Origin of the sequence: Serpentinimonas raichei (genome assembly GCF_000828895.1) — a bacterium.
Lineage (GTDB): Bacteria > Pseudomonadota > Gammaproteobacteria > Burkholderiales > Burkholderiaceae_C > Serpentinimonas > Serpentinimonas raichei.
Genome location: NZ_AP014568.1, coordinates 427891 through 446737, shown reverse-complemented (window position 1 = coordinate 446737; position 18847 = coordinate 427891). Strand labels below are relative to the sequence as shown.

The 18847-nt window shown below is 66.8% G+C and carries 20 protein-coding genes and 1 riboswitch; of the genes, 4 read left to right on the top strand and 16 right to left on the bottom strand.

The features are described from left to right. Positions 1–83 precede the first annotated feature (83 nt). The 16 genes from SRAA_RS02145 to SRAA_RS12580 all read right to left on the bottom strand — a co-directional run bounded on the left by SRAA_RS02145 (position 84) and on the right by SRAA_RS12580 (position 16082). Positions 84–1703 (bottom strand): sodium/solute symporter, encoded by a 1620-nt coding sequence (locus SRAA_RS02145; RefSeq protein ID WP_045530699.1) that lies wholly within the window; start codon positions 1701–1703, stop codon positions 84–86. Continuing rightward, positions 1700–1975 (bottom strand): hypothetical protein, encoded by a 276-nt coding sequence (locus tag SRAA_RS02140; protein WP_144318684.1) that lies wholly within the window; start codon positions 1973–1975, stop codon positions 1700–1702. Before SRAA_RS02140 ends, SRAA_RS02145 begins: the two co-directional genes overlap by 4 nt. A gap of 141 nt (positions 1976–2116) precedes the next feature. Further along, positions 2117–2776, bottom strand: coding sequence for a histidine phosphatase family protein (locus SRAA_RS02135; RefSeq protein WP_082039857.1), 660 nt, complete (start codon positions 2774–2776; stop codon positions 2117–2119). Positions 2777–2794: 18 nt separating this feature from the next. Beyond that, on the bottom strand, positions 2795–3613 hold the full coding sequence (locus SRAA_RS02130; protein ID WP_045530698.1) for an adenosylcobinamide-GDP ribazoletransferase: 819 nt from the start codon (positions 3611–3613) through the stop codon (positions 2795–2797). Beyond that, positions 3610–4662 (bottom strand): nicotinate-nucleotide--dimethylbenzimidazole phosphoribosyltransferase, encoded by a 1053-nt coding sequence (gene cobT / locus SRAA_RS02125; RefSeq protein ID WP_045530697.1) that lies wholly within the window; start codon positions 4660–4662, stop codon positions 3610–3612. The genes SRAA_RS02130 and cobT overlap by 4 nt, the downstream gene beginning before the upstream one ends. A gap of 29 nt (positions 4663–4691) precedes the next feature. Next, a complete protein-coding gene (locus tag SRAA_RS02120; protein ID WP_045530696.1) occupies positions 4692–6185 on the bottom strand; it encodes a cobyric acid synthase in 1494 nt (497 codons plus the stop codon). Further along, entirely contained in the window at positions 6182–7186 is a 1005-nt protein-coding gene (locus SRAA_RS02115; protein ID WP_045530695.1) for an aminotransferase class I/II-fold pyridoxal phosphate-dependent enzyme, read from the bottom strand. The genes SRAA_RS02120 and SRAA_RS02115 overlap by 4 nt, the downstream gene beginning before the upstream one ends. Next, a complete protein-coding gene (cbiB, locus tag SRAA_RS02110) occupies positions 7183–8172 on the bottom strand; it encodes an adenosylcobinamide-phosphate synthase CbiB (protein WP_045530694.1) in 990 nt (329 codons plus the stop codon). The genes SRAA_RS02115 and cbiB overlap by 4 nt, the downstream gene beginning before the upstream one ends. 8 nt (positions 8173–8180) lie before the next feature. Beyond that, positions 8181–8762 carry a cob(I)yrinic acid a,c-diamide adenosyltransferase gene (gene cobO, locus SRAA_RS02105; protein WP_045530693.1) on the bottom strand — a complete coding sequence of 194 codons (582 nt, stop codon included), beginning with the start codon at positions 8760–8762 and terminating at the stop codon, positions 8181–8183. Positions 8763–8774: 12 nt separating this feature from the next. Beyond that, complete coding sequence (locus SRAA_RS02100; RefSeq protein ID WP_045530692.1) at positions 8775–9572, bottom strand: ABC transporter ATP-binding protein; 798 nt, start codon at positions 9570–9572, stop codon at positions 8775–8777. Continuing rightward, positions 9569–10621, bottom strand: coding sequence for a FecCD family ABC transporter permease (locus tag SRAA_RS02095; protein ID WP_082039856.1), 1053 nt, complete (start codon positions 10619–10621; stop codon positions 9569–9571). The genes SRAA_RS02100 and SRAA_RS02095 overlap by 4 nt, the downstream gene beginning before the upstream one ends. Further along, entirely contained in the window at positions 10621–11460 is an 840-nt protein-coding gene (locus tag SRAA_RS02090) for an ABC transporter substrate-binding protein (RefSeq protein WP_231849309.1), read from the bottom strand. Before SRAA_RS02090 ends, SRAA_RS02095 begins: the two co-directional genes overlap by 1 nt. A 56-nt stretch (positions 11461–11516) precedes the next feature. Then, positions 11517–12110, bottom strand: coding sequence for a bifunctional adenosylcobinamide kinase/adenosylcobinamide-phosphate guanylyltransferase (locus tag SRAA_RS02085; protein ID WP_045530690.1), 594 nt, complete (start codon positions 12108–12110; stop codon positions 11517–11519). Next, complete coding sequence (locus SRAA_RS02080; RefSeq protein ID WP_045530689.1) at positions 12103–12918, bottom strand: ABC transporter substrate-binding protein; 816 nt, start codon at positions 12916–12918, stop codon at positions 12103–12105. The genes SRAA_RS02085 and SRAA_RS02080 overlap by 8 nt, the downstream gene beginning before the upstream one ends. After that, positions 12915–14231: a cobyrinic acid a,c-diamide synthase CobB gene (locus SRAA_RS02075; RefSeq protein WP_231849308.1), complete on the bottom strand. Its 1317-nt coding sequence runs from the start codon at positions 14229–14231 to the stop codon at positions 12915–12917. Before SRAA_RS02075 ends, SRAA_RS02080 begins: the two co-directional genes overlap by 4 nt. A 27-nt stretch (positions 14232–14258) precedes the next feature. After that, complete coding sequence (locus SRAA_RS12580) at positions 14259–16082, bottom strand: TonB-dependent receptor domain-containing protein (RefSeq protein ID WP_197538517.1); 1824 nt, start codon at positions 16080–16082, stop codon at positions 14259–14261. Positions 16083–16188: 106 nt separating this feature from the next. After that, positions 16189–16446, bottom strand: a riboswitch (cobalamin riboswitch). A gap of 50 nt (positions 16447–16496) precedes the next feature. On the opposite strand from SRAA_RS12580, the gene SRAA_RS02065 reads away from it, so the two are divergent. The 4 genes from SRAA_RS02065 (at position 16497) to SRAA_RS02050 (ending at position 18834) form a co-directional block, all read left to right on the top strand. After that, complete coding sequence (locus SRAA_RS02065) at positions 16497–16715, top strand: hypothetical protein (RefSeq protein ID WP_034113816.1); 219 nt, start codon at positions 16497–16499, stop codon at positions 16713–16715. 11 nt (positions 16716–16726) lie between these two features. Further along, positions 16727–17071, top strand: a complete 345-nt coding sequence (locus SRAA_RS02060; protein ID WP_045533110.1) for a cell division protein ZapA — start codon at positions 16727–16729, stop codon at positions 17069–17071. Positions 17072–17427: 356 nt separating this feature from the next. Next, positions 17428–18258, top strand: a complete 831-nt coding sequence (locus SRAA_RS02055; protein ID WP_034113814.1) for a sulfite exporter TauE/SafE family protein — start codon at positions 17428–17430, stop codon at positions 18256–18258. A gap of 150 nt (positions 18259–18408) precedes the next feature. Further along, positions 18409–18834 carry an SWIB/MDM2 domain-containing protein gene (locus tag SRAA_RS02050; protein WP_045530687.1) on the top strand — a complete coding sequence of 142 codons (426 nt, stop codon included), beginning with the start codon at positions 18409–18411 and terminating at the stop codon, positions 18832–18834. The last annotated feature ends 13 nt before the right edge of the window (positions 18835–18847 follow it).

Here is an 18847-nt window from a genome sequence, read left to right as displayed (position 1 = left end):
GGATGATCTAAAAAAACCCGCCTCATGGCGGGTTTTTAATGAACCCACCTTGCGGTGGGTTCCAAGTTGTAGCAAGAGCTTGCTTATTCGCGATGCGCCATGGCCATGAACTCGCGGGCGTTGCCCGTGTTCTTGGTCAACAGGCTCACCACAATGATCGACAGCAGGGCCGCCGGCACGCCGTAGAGAGCTGGGTTGCCCAGCACACGGATGCCCGCGATTTCTGGCACCGCTGCGAAACGAGCGAAGGTGAAGGTCAGTGAGACGATCAAGCCCACCACCAGACCGGCAATCACGCCTTCTTTGGTCAGGCCCGTCCACCACACCGACAGGATCAGCACCGGGGCGAACGTGGAGGCGGCGATACCAAAGCACATGGCCACCAGAATGGCGACGTTCTGGTCTTTGAGCCAGATCGAAGCCAGCAGGGCGATCACGGTCAGCACCACGGCACCCATTTTGGCGAACGCAACGCGCTCACGGTCGGTGCTGTTGGGGCGCAACACGCCGGCATAGACGTCGTGCGACAGGCTGGTGGTCATGGAGATCAGCAGACCCACCGCCGTGCTCAGCATGGCCGCCATGGCACCGGCTGCGATCAGGCCCAACACCACTTCACCACCCAGGGCTTGACCCAGCATGGGAATGGCCAAGTTGGTGGCTTGACCGCGCTGGCCAGCTTCAAGCATTTTGATCAGCTCAGGGTAGAGGATCATCATGGTGGCAAAGCCGACGAACAGCACCGCGATGTAGAACACCGCCAGCCCGATGATGGTGATTTGCGCACCTTTCTTGGCGTCTTTGGCGTCTTTCACGGTGTAGAAGCGGATCAGGATGTGCGGCAGACCGGCCACACCGAGCAGCAGACCCAGCACCAGACTGACTTGGTTCCAGACGTCGGGGGTTGCAACACCCGGTGTGAGCGCATTGGGCAGGTCGGCAAAGCCGGCGCGGATCGCTTCGGCCAGCACGAACGGGCCGTAAGCGGCTTCGGTCGCGGCAGGCACTGTGACTTGCGCCATTACCTTCACTGCCTCGGTTGGCGGAACGGTTCCCATGGCTTGGGTGATGATGGCAAAGGGGTTGCCACCAAAATAAACCAGCGTGGCCAGCACGAACAGCAGCAGCATCGCCACCAGCAAGATCACACCCTGGATGGCTTGGTTGTAGGTGGTACCCATCATGCCGCCCAGAATCACCATCAGGCCCATGATGAACGCCGAAACGAACACCGTGACCATGTAATCCCAGCCCAACAGCAACTGGAACAGGTGACCCGCACCCACGATCTGCGGCACCAAGTAGAGCGTGCCGATCACCACCGTGGTGAACATCGCCAGGAACTTGAGGCTGCGGCCACCAAAGCGCCCGACCAGCACGTCGCCGACGGTGAACTTGCCCGAGCTTTTCAGCGGGCCAGCCAGTGCCACCAGCACGAAAATCCAGGCGCCAAAGAAGCCGATGGCGATCCACCAGCTATCGATGCCGACCAGCGCAATCGCACCGGCCACACCCAAGAAGCTGGCAGCCGAGCAGTAGTCGCCAAACATGGCCCAGCCGTTGAGCCGCGCCGAGATTTTGCCGCCAGCGACGTAAAAGTCGGTGGTGGTGGTGGTTTGTTTTTTGCCCCACCAACTGATATAGACCACCAGAATCAAACTGGCGACCAGAATGGCAAAGGCAATCGGGTTTTCAAAGTTCATGATTTACCCCCTTTGTCTTGGTTCAGACACATGCGGGTCACCACCAAGCCCACGACGAACACCAGCGTGGCGGTGTAGAGCGCCAGAGGCAAGCCGAGGATTTCGATCTGGCCGATTTGCTTGAAGTCGCGCGTCGCGATCACGGCGGCCGTGAAATAGGTGACACAAAAGATGGCCAGTAGGCCAAGGGCCGCGCCAAGCTTGCGCTTGATCACGCCCTCGTCGTACACGACGCCGGGCGGTGCCGCGTCTTTCGTACTGGGGTTAGTCATGAATGGGTTCCTTTCTGGATCAGCCCGGGATGGGTCGAATCACACCTGAAACGGCGGCTTGCGCCACCGCGCCAGAACGCTGCCGCAAGAGGCCAAGCAACGCTCAGGCATGGACTGTCGAGCCCGATTCTTACAGCCAACTTATGAACGCCACCCAAGTTCCCCGGTCCTAGGGTATGTCCTGGGAAATTCCTTGCAATAAGCACAGGAAACGGTTGTGCGCGGCCACGTATCGGCCTGCGGCGTGGCGCTGGAGGTGGATCCATAGAGCCACAGGCAAGCCCGAATGACTCCCGCATGGCAGAGCCAGACCACCTCGCCCGGCCCGTCCGCCGCCTGCTCGATCAGGGCCGCTTGCACGCGCTGCAGCAGTTGCCGCACCGACTCACCCCCGCCCACGCGCGCATCGGCAAAATTGCGCACCCAGGCGGCCACGGCGGCCTCGCCGATGTCGTCCCAGCGCCGCCCTTCCCAAGCCCCGAAGTCGAGCTCGTCGAGCCGCGCGTCGGCGCCGCCGGGCTGCAGGTCGGGGCGCAAGGCTTGTAGCTCGTGTGCCAGCAAGCGGGTGCGCTGGCGCGTGCTGCTGCGCAACCGTGCCCCGATTGGCAATTGGCCGGCTAGGGTGCGGGCCAGCTCTTGGGTCGCCTGCGGGTCGGCGGGCCAGTCGAGCCGACCATAGCAGGTGGCACGCACCGGCTCGACCGGACACAGCACGCGGGCATGGCGCACCAGCCACAGGCGGCCCAGCGCGTCAGAGGCCGGATCGGCTGGCGGGGCCGGGCTGACCGGGTTGGGCGTCATATGTGCACCAGCCCCCACTCAGCCAGCAGCGCCCGGCCACTGCAGCGCCACCCCCAGCAGCAGCCCCAAGGTGGCGGCCTGCTGCATCGCACCCAGCCCATCGCCGGTGTAGCCGCCCAAGCGGCGCAGCAGCCAGCGCCCCATCCACAGCGCGCCCAGCAGCGCACCCAGCAGGCCGGCGAGCAAATCAGCGCCCGACACCCACCACAGCCCCGGCGCGACCAGCAATGCTGCCAGCACCAGCGCCCCCAGCAAGCCGCGCCCCGTGAGGCCGTCGGCCAGTGGCTTCGATTTGGCACCAGCCAGATCGCCCACATGATGATGCCGGTGCAGCATCCACAGTGGGGCGCAGCGCGACACCGTGTGCGCCCACACCAGCGCCACCAACGCCAGCGCCACATCGGTTTGCAGCAAGGTGGCCAGCAAGGCGCACTGGGCCAGCAGCGCCACCCCCAGCGCCAACGCCCCGTAGCTGCCGATGCGCGAATCTTTCATAATCTCGAGCGCGCGTTCGCGCTTAGGCGAACCGCCCAAGCCGTCAAAGGTGTCGGCCAGCCCATCTTCGTGCAAAGCCCCGGTGAGCAACAGGCCACACGCCAGCGCCACCACGGCGGCCACCCAAGCGGCGGCCGGCACGGCGGGCAGCAGCCACCACAGCGCCCCCATGGCGGCGGCAGCCAGCACGCCCACCAGCGCCCCCACCAGCGGGAAGTAGGGTGCCGATTCGCGCAGCAACTGCGGGCTGTAGCCGACCCAGTCGGCCAGCCGGCCCGTGACCGGGATGCGGGTCAAAAATTGCAGCGCCAGCAATAGGCGGCGCAGGACGTTGGGGCTCATCGAGACACCGACTGGCTCACCCCAGCCGACTCGAAACTGGCCATCTGCTCCAGCAGCGCGCAGGCCGAGACCAGCAGCGGCCAAGCCAGCGCCGCACCCGAGCCTTCGCCCAGCCGCAAACCCAGGCGCAGCAAGGGTTCTGCCCCCAGCAGCTCCAGCAGCCGGGCGTGGCCGCGCTCGGCACCGCAATGGGCAAAGACGCAGCGCTGCAACAGCGCTGGCCGCAGGCGCGCCGCCACCAGCACCGCGGCCCCGGTGATGAAGCCATCGACCACGATCACGCGCCGCTGCGCCGCCGCCTCCAGCACCGCCCCCACCAAGGCGGCGATCTCGAAGCCACCCAAGGCCGCCAGCGCATCCAGCGGCTCTTGCGCCTGCGCGTGCCGTTGCAACACGGCGCGCAGCACGGCGGTCTTGCGCTGCACCCCGGCGGCATCCAGCCCGGTGCCGGCCCCGGTGCAGTCTTCGATCGGCACCCCGCCCAAGCGCGCCAGCAGCAACGCAGCGGCCGAGGTGTTGCCTATGCCCATCTCGCCCAGCAGCAACGCGTTGCCAGGCAGGCTGCGCACCGCAGCGGCCCCGTGCCCGAGCGCGGCCCGGCACTGCGCCGCGCTCATGGCCGGCTGCAGGCTGGAGTCGGCGCTGCCGGGTGCCACCTTGCAATCGCGCAAGGCCGGGTGCGCCGGCAGCTCGGCACGCACGCCGCAGTCGAGCACCGTCAGCGCCAGCCCATGCTGGCGCGCCAGCACGCTCACCGCCGCGCCGCCGGCCAAAAAGTTGAGCACCATCTGCGCCGTGACCTCGCTCGGGTAGGCCGACACGCCCTGCGCTGCCAGCCCGTGGTCGGCGGCGCACACCAGCAACTGCGGCTGTTGCAACTGCGGCGCCTCGGTGCCCAAGATCAGCCCCAAGCGCAGCGCCAGCGCCTCGATTTGCCCCAGCGACCCCAAGGGCTTGGTCTTGCCGTCGAGGCGCTGCTGCAGGCGCGCTCGCAGCGCGGCCGGGTTGAGGGCATCGAGGTCGGCCAGTTCGGGCAGGGTCCAGTTCATGGGGGCTTTCGGAATGTTCAGCAAAAAAATCAGGGCTCCAGCAGCGCCGCCAGCGCGCCGGGTGCGAAGTGGGCTGCAACGTGGTCGGCCAAGCGATCGAACACCTGATCGGGCAGCGGCACCGCGGCCCCGAACAGGGCCTGCAACACGACAGGCTGCTCAAACAGGCCGTGCAGATACAGCCCCAGCACGTTGCCTGCCGCGTTGCACCAGCCCAACGGCTGGCCGCTGGCGCGGTGGTGCAGGGCCGCCAGCAGCGGCTGGCCGGCGGCCACCCGGGCGGCATCGGCCTGGGTTTGCCCGTGGTGGATTTCGTAGCCTTGCACGGGCAACCCCTGCAAGGCGGCCCATGGCCCCTGCGCCAGCGCCGGACTGGCAAAGACCGCCTCGCTGGGCGTGACGGTTTTGTGGCGCGCAAACTGCGTCAGCAGCGGCAGCAGGCCAAGCCCGGCGGCGTTGCCGTCGATGCCGTGCGCATCCTGCAGCACCTCGCCCAGCATTTGCAGGCCACCGCAGATGCCCAGCACCGCCCCGCCGCGCGCCGCGTGCTGCGCCAGCGCCCAATCCAGCCCTTGCGTGCGCAACCAGGCCAAGTCGGCTGCGGTTTGTTTGCTGCCGGGCAGGATGATCCAGTCTGCTGCGGCCAGATCGGCCGGCTGGCGCGCCCACAGCAGCCGCAGACCGGGCACCTGGCACAGCGGCTGGAACTCGTCGAGGTTGCTGATGTGCGGCCCGGCTAGGATGGCCACCGTCAGGCGCAACGGCCCCGCCGCCTGGCCCGCAGCCGGCCCGTACCAGCCGTCTTCTTCGGGCAGCCCATGCTGGCGCAGCAGGGGGATGGTCGCCAGCGTGGGCACGCCGGTGAGCTGCTGCAACTGCTGCGGCCCCGGTGCCAGCAGACTGGGGTCACCGCGGAAGCGGTTGAGCACAAAACCGCGCAGCAAGGCCCGCTCGGCCTCGGGCAGCAGCGCCCAGGTGCCGTACAGGTGCGCAAAAGCGCCGCCGCGGTCGATGTCGCTCACCAGCAGGCAGCGCGCCCGGGTGTGCCGCGCCACGCGCAGGTTCACGATGTCGCTGTCCATCAGGTTGATTTCGGCCGGGGAACCCGCCCCTTCGATCACGACCAGATCGTGCGCCGCGCGCAGTTCGTCCAAGGCCTGCGCCACCGTCGGCCACAAGCGCTGGCTGCGCTCGCGCCAAGGCATGGCGCCCAGTTCCGCGCTGACTTGGCCCAGCAGCACCACCTGCGAGCGGGTGTCGGCCTCGGGCTTGAGCAGCACCGGGTTCATGCGCACCTCGGGCCGCACCCCGGCCGCCAGCGCCTGAAAATACTGCGCGCTGCCGATCTCGCCCCAGCCGCCCCCCGGTGTTGCCACCACGCGCGCGTTGTTGCTCATGTTCTGCGCCTTGAACGGGGCCACTTTGAGCCCTAAGCGGGCATAGTGACGGCACAAGGCGGTGGCAATCCAGCTCTTGCCAGCCCCGCTGCTGGTGCCCAGCACCATGATGCAGGGGGCGCTCATGAGGAGGTCTCCATGCTGCTCAGACTATCCAGTGCCCGCAGCAAAGCCTGCACAGCCTCATCGTTCTGTGCACTCAAACGCCACCAACCGGGCCAGCCGAATGAGCTGGCATCGCGCAACTTGATTCCCCGCGCCCGCAGTTGTGGTGCCGGCAGCGGCGCCGGCGGCTGGGCACAAAAGAAGGGGGTATGGCTGGGCAAACAGCGCCAGCCCCGGCGCTCCAGACCTTGCAAAAGGCGCTCCTTGCACCGTTGCAGCTCGGGCAGGCACCCTTGCACCCATGCCTGCACCTGCGGTCGGCACCACTGCTGCAGCATGGCCACCCCATGGCTGCCCACCGGCCAAGAGGCCGCCAAGGATTCCAGTTCCCGACGCATGGGGGCTTGCGCTGGCGGCGCAATCGCGTAGGCAGCGCGGACCCCGGTCAGGCCCAGGGCTTTGTTGGGTGACCAGATCTGCCAGCAACGCTGGCGCTGTTCGGGTGTCAAGGCGGGCACCCCATCGAGCCTGAGCGGCACGTAGGCGCAGTCCAACGCCACCACGGCGCGGGCGTTGCCCAGCAGCGCGGCAACCACCTCGGGGCTTTCGTTTTGCCCCAATGGACTGCTGGGTTCGCACAGCCATGCCAGCCTAGCCTGAAGGGGGTCATCGGTCTGCTCCAAGCCCCATGCGCTCGCCGCCTGGGCGTAGTCGCCGTAGGCGTGGCGCGGCCACCAGACTTTAAGCTGCCCCCGTTGCCGCGCCCAAGCCGACAGGCGCTGCACCCATTCGCTGGCACTGGTGCCCAACAAAATGCGCTCGGGTTCGACCCCGTGCAAACCAGCCAAGGCGCGGCTCAGCGCCGTGTAGGCAGGGTCCGGGTAGCGGCGGGGGTCGGCTTGTCGCACCGCAGCCTCAACGTCTGGGCATGGACCGCAGGCGTTGGCGTTGGATGAAAAGTCCCATTGGGCAACACCTTGGTCGTCGGTGCCGCCGTGTACCCGCCCATCCCAGGTGCTCATGCTCCCGCCCCTTGTCGCAACGCGGCAACGCATGCCGCTGCAGCCGCAAGCAGGCCAGCAGCCAGCCATAGGGTGTGGCTGCACAAAACGATGGCCCGTTGGGTGCAGCTCGGGGTGGGTGCAGCGGCATGTTCATTGAGCGCGTACACGCCAGGCTTGCACAAGCGCACGTTCAAAGCCAGCGCCAAAGCGCCCATGGGCCAGCCCCCGTTGGGCGAGGGGGTGCGGCGGGCCTGTTGCGGCAGCGCCCGCACGCGCCGCACCGAGCCCCAGCCCAGCAACAGCACCCCGGTCAGGCGGGCGGGCAGCCACGACAACACATCGTCTGCCCGTGCGGCCCAATGGCCAGCCCACGTCCAGATGCGACCGTTGCGCTCGCCCCGGTAGCCCCACATGGCGTCAGCGGTGTTGGCCCAGCGGTACAACGCAGCGCCGGGCAAGCCGGCCACGGCAAACCAGAACAGGGGGGCCACCACAGAATCGTTGAGGTTTTCTGACAACGAGGACAAGGCCGCTTGGCGCACAGCGGCTTCATCCAGCGACGACACCTCGCGGCTGACGAGCCGCGACAGTTGCGCCTGCCCGGCCTGCAGCGACACGGCCAAGGCGGTCTCCACCTGCTGCACCTCTTGGTGCAACATGCGCCATGCCAGCAAGGGTTTGAGCAACAACCCCAGCAGCACGGCCTGCAGCCAGAGCGGCACAAAAGCCACCAGACCTGCCAGCAGCGCGGCACCACCCGCCACCACCACGGCCCCCACCATCCAGCCCAGAGCGCCGCGGCCCCATGGACCCCAGCGCTGCTCGGCCCCTACATGGGCTGGCGGCGCTGCCCAGCGGCCCAGCCACGCCAAGGCCTGCCCCATGGCCGCTACCGGATGCCAGCGCAGCGGCGGCTCACCCAGCCAGCGGTCTGCCAGCAGGGCCACCCCTATCGCCACCCCCGGACTGAGAATGGCTATCCAAGCGGGAGCAAGGTCTTGCATCTCAGCCCTCAGTCTTCAATGCCACGCTGCGCCGGCACCCCGGCCTGGAAGGCGTGTTTGATCAAGGTCATTTCGGTCACGGTATCGGCCAGTTCGATGATTTCTGGCGGACAGCGGCGACCGGTCAGGCAGACGTGCACGTCGCGCGGGCGCTCGCGCAGGGTTTGCAGCACATCGTCCAGCGGCAACCAGCCGTAAATGAGCGGGTAGGTGATTTCGTCGAGCACCAGCAAAAAATGCTGCCCATCCAGTATGGCCGCCCTGGCGCGCTGCCAGCCATCGCGAGCCAGTTGCGCAGAATGGTCCAAATCCTTGCTTTTCCAACTGAAACCATCGCCCAGGCCTTCAATGGGCAGGCCCATCTGCTCAAACATGCGGTGCTCGCCAAAACGTGCGCTGGGAACCTTCATGAACTGGAAAATCCGCACCTGCTTGCCGTGCACATGGGTGCGCCCAAAGGCACGCAATGCCAGCCCAAAGGCTGCCGTGCTCTTGCCCTTGCCGTCGCCGGTGTGAACGATCACGAGCCCGCGCCGCTCGCCCTCGGGCTTTTCGTAACGCTTTTCGGTGGGGGGCGATTCAATCTGCATGGGCTATCCTGATCAGTGGGGCAATGCCACCCAGCGCCCATCGAGGGCATGGATGCGCAGGCGGTGCTCAAACACCTTTGAGATCGCCGCGTGGGCGTCGGGATGGTTCACTGGCCCCTGATACGTGATGCCGCCCTCGCGCATAACGATCACGTCATCGGCCATGAGGGCCATGGAAATTTCGTGCAGCACACTGACCACGGTGCGGCCCTGCGCCACCAGCTCGCGCACCAAGGCCAGCCAGTCCGCCTGGTGCGGCGGATCCAGGCTCGTCAGGGGCTCATCCATCAGCAGCACCTGGGCCTGCACCGCCAGCAGCCGGGCCAGCAACACGCGCTGGCGCTCGCCGCCCGACAAGGCACCAAAGGCACGGTCGCGCCAGTCCCAGGCATGGGTCTGGCGCAAGGCAGCCTCTACCACGGCATGGTCGACCGCGCTCGGCGCGGCCAGCCAGCCTTGGTGCGGCAGGCGCCCCAGCATGGCTACGTCGCGCACGCTCAGGTCGTCGGCCCCCATGTCAGATGCCCCCCCTTGCGCCAGCCACGCCAGCGCTCGGGCCCGTTCGCGCTGCGACCAGTCTTGTATAGGCCGGCCCTGCAACTCCACCCGCCCCTGAAAAGGTACCAGGCCGGCCAGCGCACGCAAGAGGGTCGATTTGCCGGCGCCGTTGGGGCCCACGATGCTGGTCCAGCGGCCACCATGAACCGCCACCTGCACGCGCTGCAACACCCGACGCGGCTGGCGTGCCGGGCCAAGCTGAACGCAGAGCTCGTGCGCCGCCAGCATGGCGGGTGCGGGGCAGGTGCTCATGCCATCTTCCGGTGCATCAACCACAGCAGATAGCCTCCGCCCAGCACCGCCGTGAGCACCCCGACCGGGATTTCCTGCGGGGCCAGCAAACCGCGCGCCAGCAGATCGGCCGCCAGCAGCAGCAAGCCGCCCATCAGGCTAGACAGCCACACCAGCCGGGCGTGGGTCGTCTTGACCACGGCGCGCACCAGATGCGGCGCCGCCAAGCCCACAAAGGCGATCAGCCCGGTCTGCGCCACGGCCGCGCCGGTGGCCAGCGCAATCACGGCCACCAGCGCCGCCCGCAGCGGCCCCAGCGGCAAGCCCAGGCTCTGCGCCGTGGCTTCGCCCAGGCTCAGCCCGTCGAGCACTTTGGCCAGCGCCCACGCCGCCGCCACGCAAACCGCCCCCACCGAGGCCATGATGATCCACGAAGACCAGCCCACAAAGCCCGTGGAGCCCAGCATGAAAGCCTGCATGGCTTGCAGCACAGCGGGCTCCATGAGGGTGACCAGTGCGGTGAGTGCGCCCAGCACCATGCCCACCACAACGCCGGCCAGCAACAGCCGAAACGTGTGCTGCACCCCGCGCGCCAGCGCCAGCGTGAGCAGCACCGCAGCAACCGCCCCCACAAAAGCCGCGCCCGTCAGGCCCAAGCGCACCACCCAAGCCGCCGCAAAGGGCGACACCCCCAAGCCCACCAGCGTCACCGCCACGGCGAGCGACGCACCCGCCGCGCTGCCCAGCAAAAACGGATCGGCCAGTGGATTGCGAAACAGGCCCTGGGCCACCGCTCCTGCTAATCCCAGCAGCGCCCCTGCCGCCCAAGCGCCGAGCGTGCGCGGGGCCCGGATGTCCCACACAATCTGCGCCGCCACCGGGTCGGCCAGCATGGTCCAAACCGGCTCCACGCCGGTGCTTCCCACCCCCAAGCCCAGCAGCACCAGCACGGCGGCCGCGCCCATCAACACCCAAGCCAGCCAGGCGCTGCGGCTTTGATCCGCCGTGGCGTGCACGGCAGCGCCCGCCTTTGAGGGCGCGGCGGCTTGGGTGGATGCGGCCTGGGTCATCACGGCTGGGCGTAGCGCCGCAGACAATCGGCCAACAGGCGCGCGCCTTCGGCCATGCGCGGCCCCGGGCGAATGATGGTATCGGCCTCTTGGTTGCTGAACACACACATCTGGCCCCGACTCACCGCCCGGATGCGCGACCAACCCGGCCGGTCGGTCAGGCCGGCAAAGTTGCGATCGCCCACCATGATCACGTCGGGGTTGGCGCGCACCACAAACTCGGGGTTTAATTTCGGAAACGGCCCCAATTCAGCCGGCACAATATTCTGCGCCCCCAGCCGTGTCAGCGTCTCGCCGATGAACGATGAAGCCCCGGCTGCAAAAGGCGCGCGGTTTACCTCAAAGTACACCCGCGTCTGGCGCACCCCAGCCGGCAGCGACTGCGCCGCCGCCTGCACCCCCGCGTCGATCTGGTGCCACAGGCGCTGCGCATCCCCCGGCGGCAACCCCAGCACCCGCGCCACCGTGCCCAGCACCCGCTGCACGTCGGCATGGGTTTTGGGCTCCAGCGCCACCACCTTCAGGCCCAGCGCCTCCAGCCGCTCGCTGCCCCGGCTGGAAGTGGCCACCAGCACCACATCGGGCCGCAGGGCAACGATGGCCTCGATATTCGGGTCGATCCCGCCCCCCACTTGGGGCAGCGCCTGCACCGCTGCGGGCCAGTTGGAAAAACGGTCCACCCCCACCAGGCGCTGGCACTGCTGCAGTGCGCACACGGTTTCGGTGAGCGAGGGCAGGATCGAAACCACCCGCTGCGGCGGCGCGGGCAGCAGCACCGTGCGGCCGCGGTCGTCCGTGACCTGGATAGGCTGCGCCTGCGCCTGGACCAGCCCAGCCATGAGCACGATGGCCCACCACCACACCCACCGGAAAGATAAACGCAACGCCGTAGCCATCAATCCCCGCCTTTCACCCGCAACGGGCAGCCCGCCACCATTAAGGTGACGCGATCCGCCCGCGCCGCCAGCGTCTGGTTCAGGCGCCCGAGTTCGTCCACAAAACCGCGCACCTCGGCCCCCAGTGGAATCACGCCCAGCCCGATTTCGTTGCCCACCAGCAGCACCGGCCCAGGCAGAGCGGCCAAGGTGTGGCACAGGTGCTCGATGGCCGCCTCGCTGTCGGCCAGTGGCGCCAGCCCCGGCGGCGGCATGAGCGCTTGCGTCAGCCACAGCGTGAGGCAGTCCACCAGCAGCAGCGTCTGCGGTGCGCTCTCGTGCTGCAGCGCCAGCGCCAACTCGCGCATCCGGCCCGGCCCCAGGCCCTGCCCGACTGCGCGCGTTTGCAGGCCCGGCACCCGCTGCGCCCGGTCATGCTGGTGGCGCTCGATGCGCTGGCGCATTTCCGCGTCGCCGGGCACGGCGGTGGCCAGCAGCAGCGCGCGCCGCCCCGGCGCACCCGCCAGCCACTGCTGCGCCCGCTGCTCGGCATGGCGCGACTTGCCGCTTTTTTGGCCGCCGAGGATGAGTTCCAAACGTGCCGTATCAGCCATATTGGATGCGCCACTGATTGATTAACCGATGCAACTGGGCCACTCCATCGGTCAGAGCCGCAGGGCCGGGTTGCAGGATGTCGGCCGACTTGATTTCGAACAGTTGCCCGTTGCGCACGGCCGGCAAGTCAGCCCAACCCGCACGAGCAGCCACCTTCTCGGCCCGAAATTTCTTGCCACACCACGAACCGATCACCATGTCGGGCACACGCCGCACGATCTCAGCCCCATCGGCAATGATGCGATCTTTGCCCAAGGGCTGCAATGCCAGCTCGGCAAACACATCTTGGCCGCCCGCCAGCGTCAGCAGTTCCGAGACCCAGCGGATGGCGCTGATGTGGGGCTCGTCCCATTCCTCGAAAAAAACCCTGGGGCGGCGCAAACCTGCGGCATCCTGCGCGGTGGCGGCCTGCGCAATCGCGTCGAGTTGGGCCTGCATGGCCTTGATGCGCTGCTGACCCTGCTCCACACAGCCCACCATCGCCGCCACTTGATACAGCACAGAAAAAATCCCGTCCACGCTGCGCTGGTTGAACACGGTCACCTGCACCCCGGCGCGGATCAGCGCTGCCGCAATGTCCGCCTGCAGGTCGGAAAAACCCAACACGCAGTCTGGCTCCAGCGCCAGGATTTTGTCGATCTTGGCACTCAGAAAAGCACTCACCTTGGGTTTTTCTTCCCGGGCCCGGCGCGGCCGCACCGTGTAGCCGCTGATGCCGACGATGCGCGCCTCCTGTCCGAGCAGATACAGCCACTCCGTGGTTTCTTCGGTCAAACAGACAATGCGCTGCGGTCCGGGCAGCTTCATGCGGCCTCCGGCAAAAACAGGTGCGCTGTGGCCTTGGGAGACGACGCAAACCATGCGTGAAAATAACTGGCCTGCAAGGCACCATGGCGGTAAACCGCCTCGGGCCGCCCAAAGCGCCGCGCAGGTTGGGTCTGCGCGGCTGGGGGGTGGGAGGTGTCGACCGTTGAGTAGTGAAAGCTGTGCCCGCGCAAGGCGCCATGGGGCGTATCCCATTGTTGCGACCCCAGTGCCGCCAGGCGTGGCTGCATGGTGACCTCTCCGGGCAACAAACTCCACATGGGGTGCCGACGACCGTCACCAAGCGTCAATCCTTCAAACAGGGGCATCATGCCCCCGCATTCAGCCCACAGCGGTTTGCCCGCTGCCACATGGGCGGCCAAGCCATGCCGGGTGCGCTGCAGGCGGGCCAGCGATTCGACATGCAGCTCCGGGTAGCCACCGGGTAACCAGACGGCGTCGCAGGGGGGTAGCGCATGGTCGGCCAAGGGCGAAAAGGCCATAACCCGCGCACCCAAGGCGCCCAGTGTTGCCAAATTGGCGGGATAAATGAAGCAAAAGGCTGCATCTTGGGCCACCGCCACCGTGCGACCAGCCAGCAGTTTCGGTGTCTCGGGTGGCGCTTCGGCAGGCATGTCAAAACGCACCGCCCAACGCTGCCACTCTACAAAATCCAATTGACCCAAAGGCGTTAGGGCCAAGGCATCGGCCATGGCATCCAGCCTAGCCGTGGCGTCCGGCAGCTCGCTGGCGGCGGTCAGGCCCAAGTGCCGCTCTGGCAGGGCAAAAGCCGCATCCCAGCGCAAAGCGCCCAACCAGCCCGCATGCAGTGGATCCTCGTGGCCAGCGGTCACTGAAGCCTGCAGCGCGTGGGCATGGCCATCGCTGGTCACCCGGTTAGCCAAGGCGCCCGCCCACTTTAACCCGCCCTGATAGTGGCGCAAACCATGCACCAAGGCACCAAATGTCTGAGCCATGGCCGAGGCATCCACCACCGCCAGCACGGGAACGCCCAGCATCTGAGCCAAATCAGCCGCGCTGGGCTCGCCGTCGAACAGACCCATCACTCCCTCGATCAAAATCACCTCATTGCTCTCGGAGGCATGGCAAAGCCGTGTGCGCAGATCGGCCTCGCCATTTATCCACAGATCCAAATTGTCCACTGGCTGCCCGCTGGCCAGTGCCAGCCATTGGGGATCGAGGAAATCAGGGCCGCACTTGAATACCTGCACCCGCCGCCCGGCCCGCGCATGCAGACGCGCCAAGCCGCAGGTGACACTGGTTTTGCCCTGCCCCGACGCCGGGGCAGCAATCAAAAGAGCGGGACAGGTGGCCACCGGCTTTCAGCGCTGCGGCTGCCATGTTAGGCTGGCAAAAAGCGCGCGGCCGGGCTGGTTGAAGCCCAGCGCGGTTTCATAGCGCTTGTCGCCCACGTTGTTCAGGCGCAGTTGCAGCCGCCAGTCGCTAGACAACTGGTGCTCGGCGCTAAGGTCCAACTTGCCGTAGCCCGGCAGACGTTGGGTGTTGGCGGCGTCGTCGAAGCGCTCGCCCACCAACAGGGCGTGGGCCCCCAACCACCAGGCGTCGCCCCAGGCCCGCTCCACGCTCAGAGCCAATTGCTGCTCGGCGCGGCGCGGCAGTTGACGATCGAAGTTGGCCCCCGGGGTGCGGTTGCGCGCCTCCAGCAACTCCAGGTCGGTGCGCCAGCGCCAGTCATCTGCGCTGCCTTGCCAGACCAGGTTCCAGCCGTCGATCTGCACCCGGGGCACGTTGGCCACCGTCGGCGCGGCGGTGATGAAGCCGCGGATGCGCTGCTCGAAACGGGTCAGTTGCAGCGACTGCTGGCCGAATTCGTAACTCAGCCCGATCTCACTGGAGCGGCCGCGTTCGGGTTGGGTGCTGGGGTTGCCAAACCCGGGCCAATACAATTGGTTGAAACTGGGGACCTTAAAACTGGTGCCGTGCGCGGCACGCATGCGCCAGCCTTCGGCAAATTCAAACGCATAGGCGAGCGAGCCGGTGCTGGCCGAGCCAAACTGCGAGTTGTCATCTTGCCGAGCACTGGCCTGCCAGGCGTGCGGCCCAGCGCTGCCTTGCAGACCGACGAACACGCCCTCGATGCGGCGCTCGCGCACCGTGTAGGCGACACTGCTGTTGACCTGCTCGCGGGTATGTTCCGCACCCAAGGTCAGGGTGCCAAGGCCAGTCGGCTGATCGTGCTGCAGCGTCCACTGGCGGCGCCGGGTGTCGATGTGCGAGGCGTTGGTAGCCGACATGAAGTTGCGTGTCAGGTCGTCGGCGCGGTTCAAGCGCAGTTGGGTGCGCGCCCCGGCAGCCCAGGTGCGCTCTAGCCCAAGCCCGAGCACGCGCGTGGTCGTCAAACCCCGCACCGCAAAGGCGCCGGAGCCCGAATCGAAGGCGTTGTCGCCACTGGCCAGCAGCCCGTTGGCTGACAAGGCCCAGCCCGGAGCCAACGCCAGCCGCACGCTTGCATCCAACGCATCTTGCTCGAAACCATCGGCGTCTGGGTGGTGCAAACCGAAGGGTACGGCCGGATTGGTGGCCGAAAACCCGCTCTCGCGCAGGCTCGAAACGCCGAAGCGGTAGCTCAAGCCACCCTGCCCGCCAGCCACGCCCAGCGCCACGCTGCGCCGCCCGTATGCGCCCAAACCCAGTTCGGCGTGGGGATGGAACCCTTCCTGGCCACGGCGGGTAAAAATCTGCACCACGCCGCCCACGGCGTCGCTGCCGTAAAGAGCGGCTGCCGGGCCCTTGAGCACCTCGATGCGCTCGATCGCCGCCAGCGGCAGGTTGTCCCAGTTCGGCGTGCCCAAGGTGGCCGAGCCATAGCGCACACCGTCGATCAGCAGCAGCACATGGCGCCCCTCGGTGCCGCGGATGAACACGGTGGAGGCCTTGCCCAGCCCGCCGCTGCTGCTGATCTGCACCCCGGCGGCTCGTTGCAGCAAACCCGCCAGCGTCGCCCCTTGGGCCTGCTCGATCGCAGTTCGGTCGATCACCACCACCTGTGCAGCGAGTTGATCAGGCGGCACCGGAGTGCGCGTGGCCGTCACCACCACCGCCTCCAGCTCCGTGCCTTGCGCCGCCGCGCCAGACACCCCCAAAGCTCCCGCCAGACCCAGAACGGCCACGGGAATTGCGGCCACTCGGGCACGCAGTTCAGACTTTTTCATAAAAATTGAAACACCACAGATAGGCCCGCACCACCATCCCCGGCAGCGCATGGGCGCAACGGCTCGCCGCCCTTGGCAGGCGCGAACCACCCTGTTGGCCGGTATCCGGGCTGGTGGAAACGACCGGTGCCGCCTTCCCGGTTACCCATAGGGCATCCAGTGGCTGATAGGGGCACACAGCAGGGCCGGGCTTCAAAATGAAGCCGAGGCCCGTCCACTTACCGTTGCGGGGGCAGCGCAGGTTGGGCTTCGGACCATGTGGCCGCAACCCTCCTGCTTCCCGTTTAACCGCCGCGCCAGACTAGGCGCAGCGAGCACCAACAGTTGCAATTGTAAGGGCGCGGACGGGCTGTAGACGGGCCCAGAGCAGCCTACAATGCAAGCTGTATGCCCGTCCAGACCTCTATCGACCATATTTCCGAACGCGTCAACCGCCTGCTGTTGCGCCACGAGGAGCTGCTGCGCGCCAACCAGTTGTTGCAGCAGCAGGTCGAGGCGCTGCGCCAGGAGCGCGATTTGCTGCGCCTGCAGTCACAAGCCGTGCGCCAACGGCTTGATGCCCTGATCGAGCAACTGCCCGCCGAGTCCGACGACAGCCGCCCATGAATCAGCCCCCCATCAAGCAAATCGAAGTCCAGATCATGGCCCAGAGCTATCTGCTGGCTTGCCCGACCGGTGGCGAGGCTGCGCTGCGCGAAGCGGTGACCAAGGTCGATGCCGCCATGTGCCGCATCCGCGATGCCGGCAAGGTCAAGGCGCGCGACCGGATTGCCGTGCTGGCCGCACTCAATATTGCCTATGAGTTGCACCAAAAAGAACTGGGCAATTTTCGCAACACCTCGTTTGGCCAGACCGAAGCGGGTGAATGGACCGACCCCAGCGACCGCTTGCAAGAAACCCGCCTGCAGCAGCTGCTGGAGCGCCTGGACCAGGCGCTGACCCAAGACGGGCGGCTGATTTAAACCCAGGCTATCCCTTGGGCGCACCTGCCGGCGCTCAAACCCAATGTGCTGCACCGCGGCAAAGCCCTTGATGGCACTCGGAAGCTTGGGTTGCTCTGTTTTTTTGCGTCTAGAATAGAGCCGTCTGCCGCCGTTGCCGGGCTTTATATTTCCTTGAACCAATGCTCTTGGAGCCCGGGCTGGGTACATTGTGCAGTGGGTGTGATCGTCTCGCGTCAGATGAACCCGAAGCTGCGCTGCCCCGGCCCACCTGAACCCGACCGTTCAGGATGCCGGTCCGGTCCGGCGGCAGACACCTAATTTTTATGGCGCGCCCAAGGTCTTGTGCCGGTCTGCCCCTCCAAACCCCAACCCCCTTGTCTTTCTTCGCTGCGCTCGACCCGCTCTTGGTGCTGCAACTGCTGGCTCTTGGGCTTTGCGGGGGGTTTCTGGCCGGGCTGCTGGGCATAGGCGGCGGCATGGTGCTGGTGCCGTTTCTGACGGTCATCATGGCCAACCAAGGCGTCGAAGCGGGCTTGGCGGTCAAAATGGCGATTGCCACCGGCATGGCCACCATCGTCTTCACCTCGCTCTCGAGCGTGCGCGCGCACCACCGGCGCGGGGCGGTGCGCTGGGACATCGTGCGCCGCTTGGCGCCCGGCATCGTGCTGGGTGCGGCGCTGGCCAGCCTGGGTGTATTTGCCGCTTTGGGTGGCCAAACCCTGGCCTTGGTGTTTGCGGTTTTTGTGGCGTTTTCAGCCACCCAGATGTGGCTCGACAAAAAACCGGCCGCCAGCCGCACCCTGCCTGGCCCCACGGGCCAGTTGGCCGCCGGTGGGGGGATCGGCTTTTTCTCGGGCTTGGTGGGTGCGGGCGGCGGCTTCATCAGCGTGCCGTTTCTGGTCTGGTGCAACGTCGCCATGCACCAGGCGGTGGCCACCAGCGCCGCACTGGGCTTTCCGATCGCGCTGGCCAACTCAGCCGGCTATGCGCTGGCCGGGCAAAGGGTTGCCGGCTTGCCCGACGCCTCTTTGGGCTACATTTTTCTGCCCGCCCTGCTGGTGATTGCGCTGGCCAGCGTGCTCGGCGCCCCGCTGGGCGCACGGGCGGCGCATGCGCTGCCGGTCAAGCCCCTCAAGCGCCTGTTCGCGCTGGTGCTCTACGCGCTGGCCGCGTTCATGCTCTACCAAGGCCTGCGCGCGCCTTAAGCCACGCGGCTTGGCAGCGCCGCACAATGACAAAAAAATTGCCGCTTCGTGTCGGCCAAATGACCCACTTTCGGTTTAGGATGCCAAGGCGCTGCGCATGGCAATATGCCGCTGCCGTGGCGAAGACCAACCCACAGAAGGATTCAACAAATGGCAACTGCAAAAAAAGCTCCTGCTGCGAAGGCTCCCACCACCCAAGCTGCTGCTGCCCCAGCACCCAGCGCCGCTGCACCGGCTGCAAAAGCCGCTCCCAAAGCGGCCGCCACCAAGGTAGCTGCCCCCAAGGTCAGCGCTCCCGCCCCGGCCGCCGCCGATGCGCCCGCCAAGCGCACCCCCAATGCGGCCTTCATGAAGCCCATGACCCCCAGCGCTGCCTTGGCCGCGGTGATCGGCAGCAAACCCATGCCACGCACCGAAGTGACCAAAAAGGTGTGGGAATACATCAAAAAACACAAACTGCAAGACCCGGCCAACAAGCGCATGATCAACGCCGACGCCAAGCTGCAGCCGATTTTCGTCAAGCCTCAGGTGTCGATGTTTGAGATGACCAAGCTGATCAGCACGCAACTGTCCTGATCGCCCAGCCCTC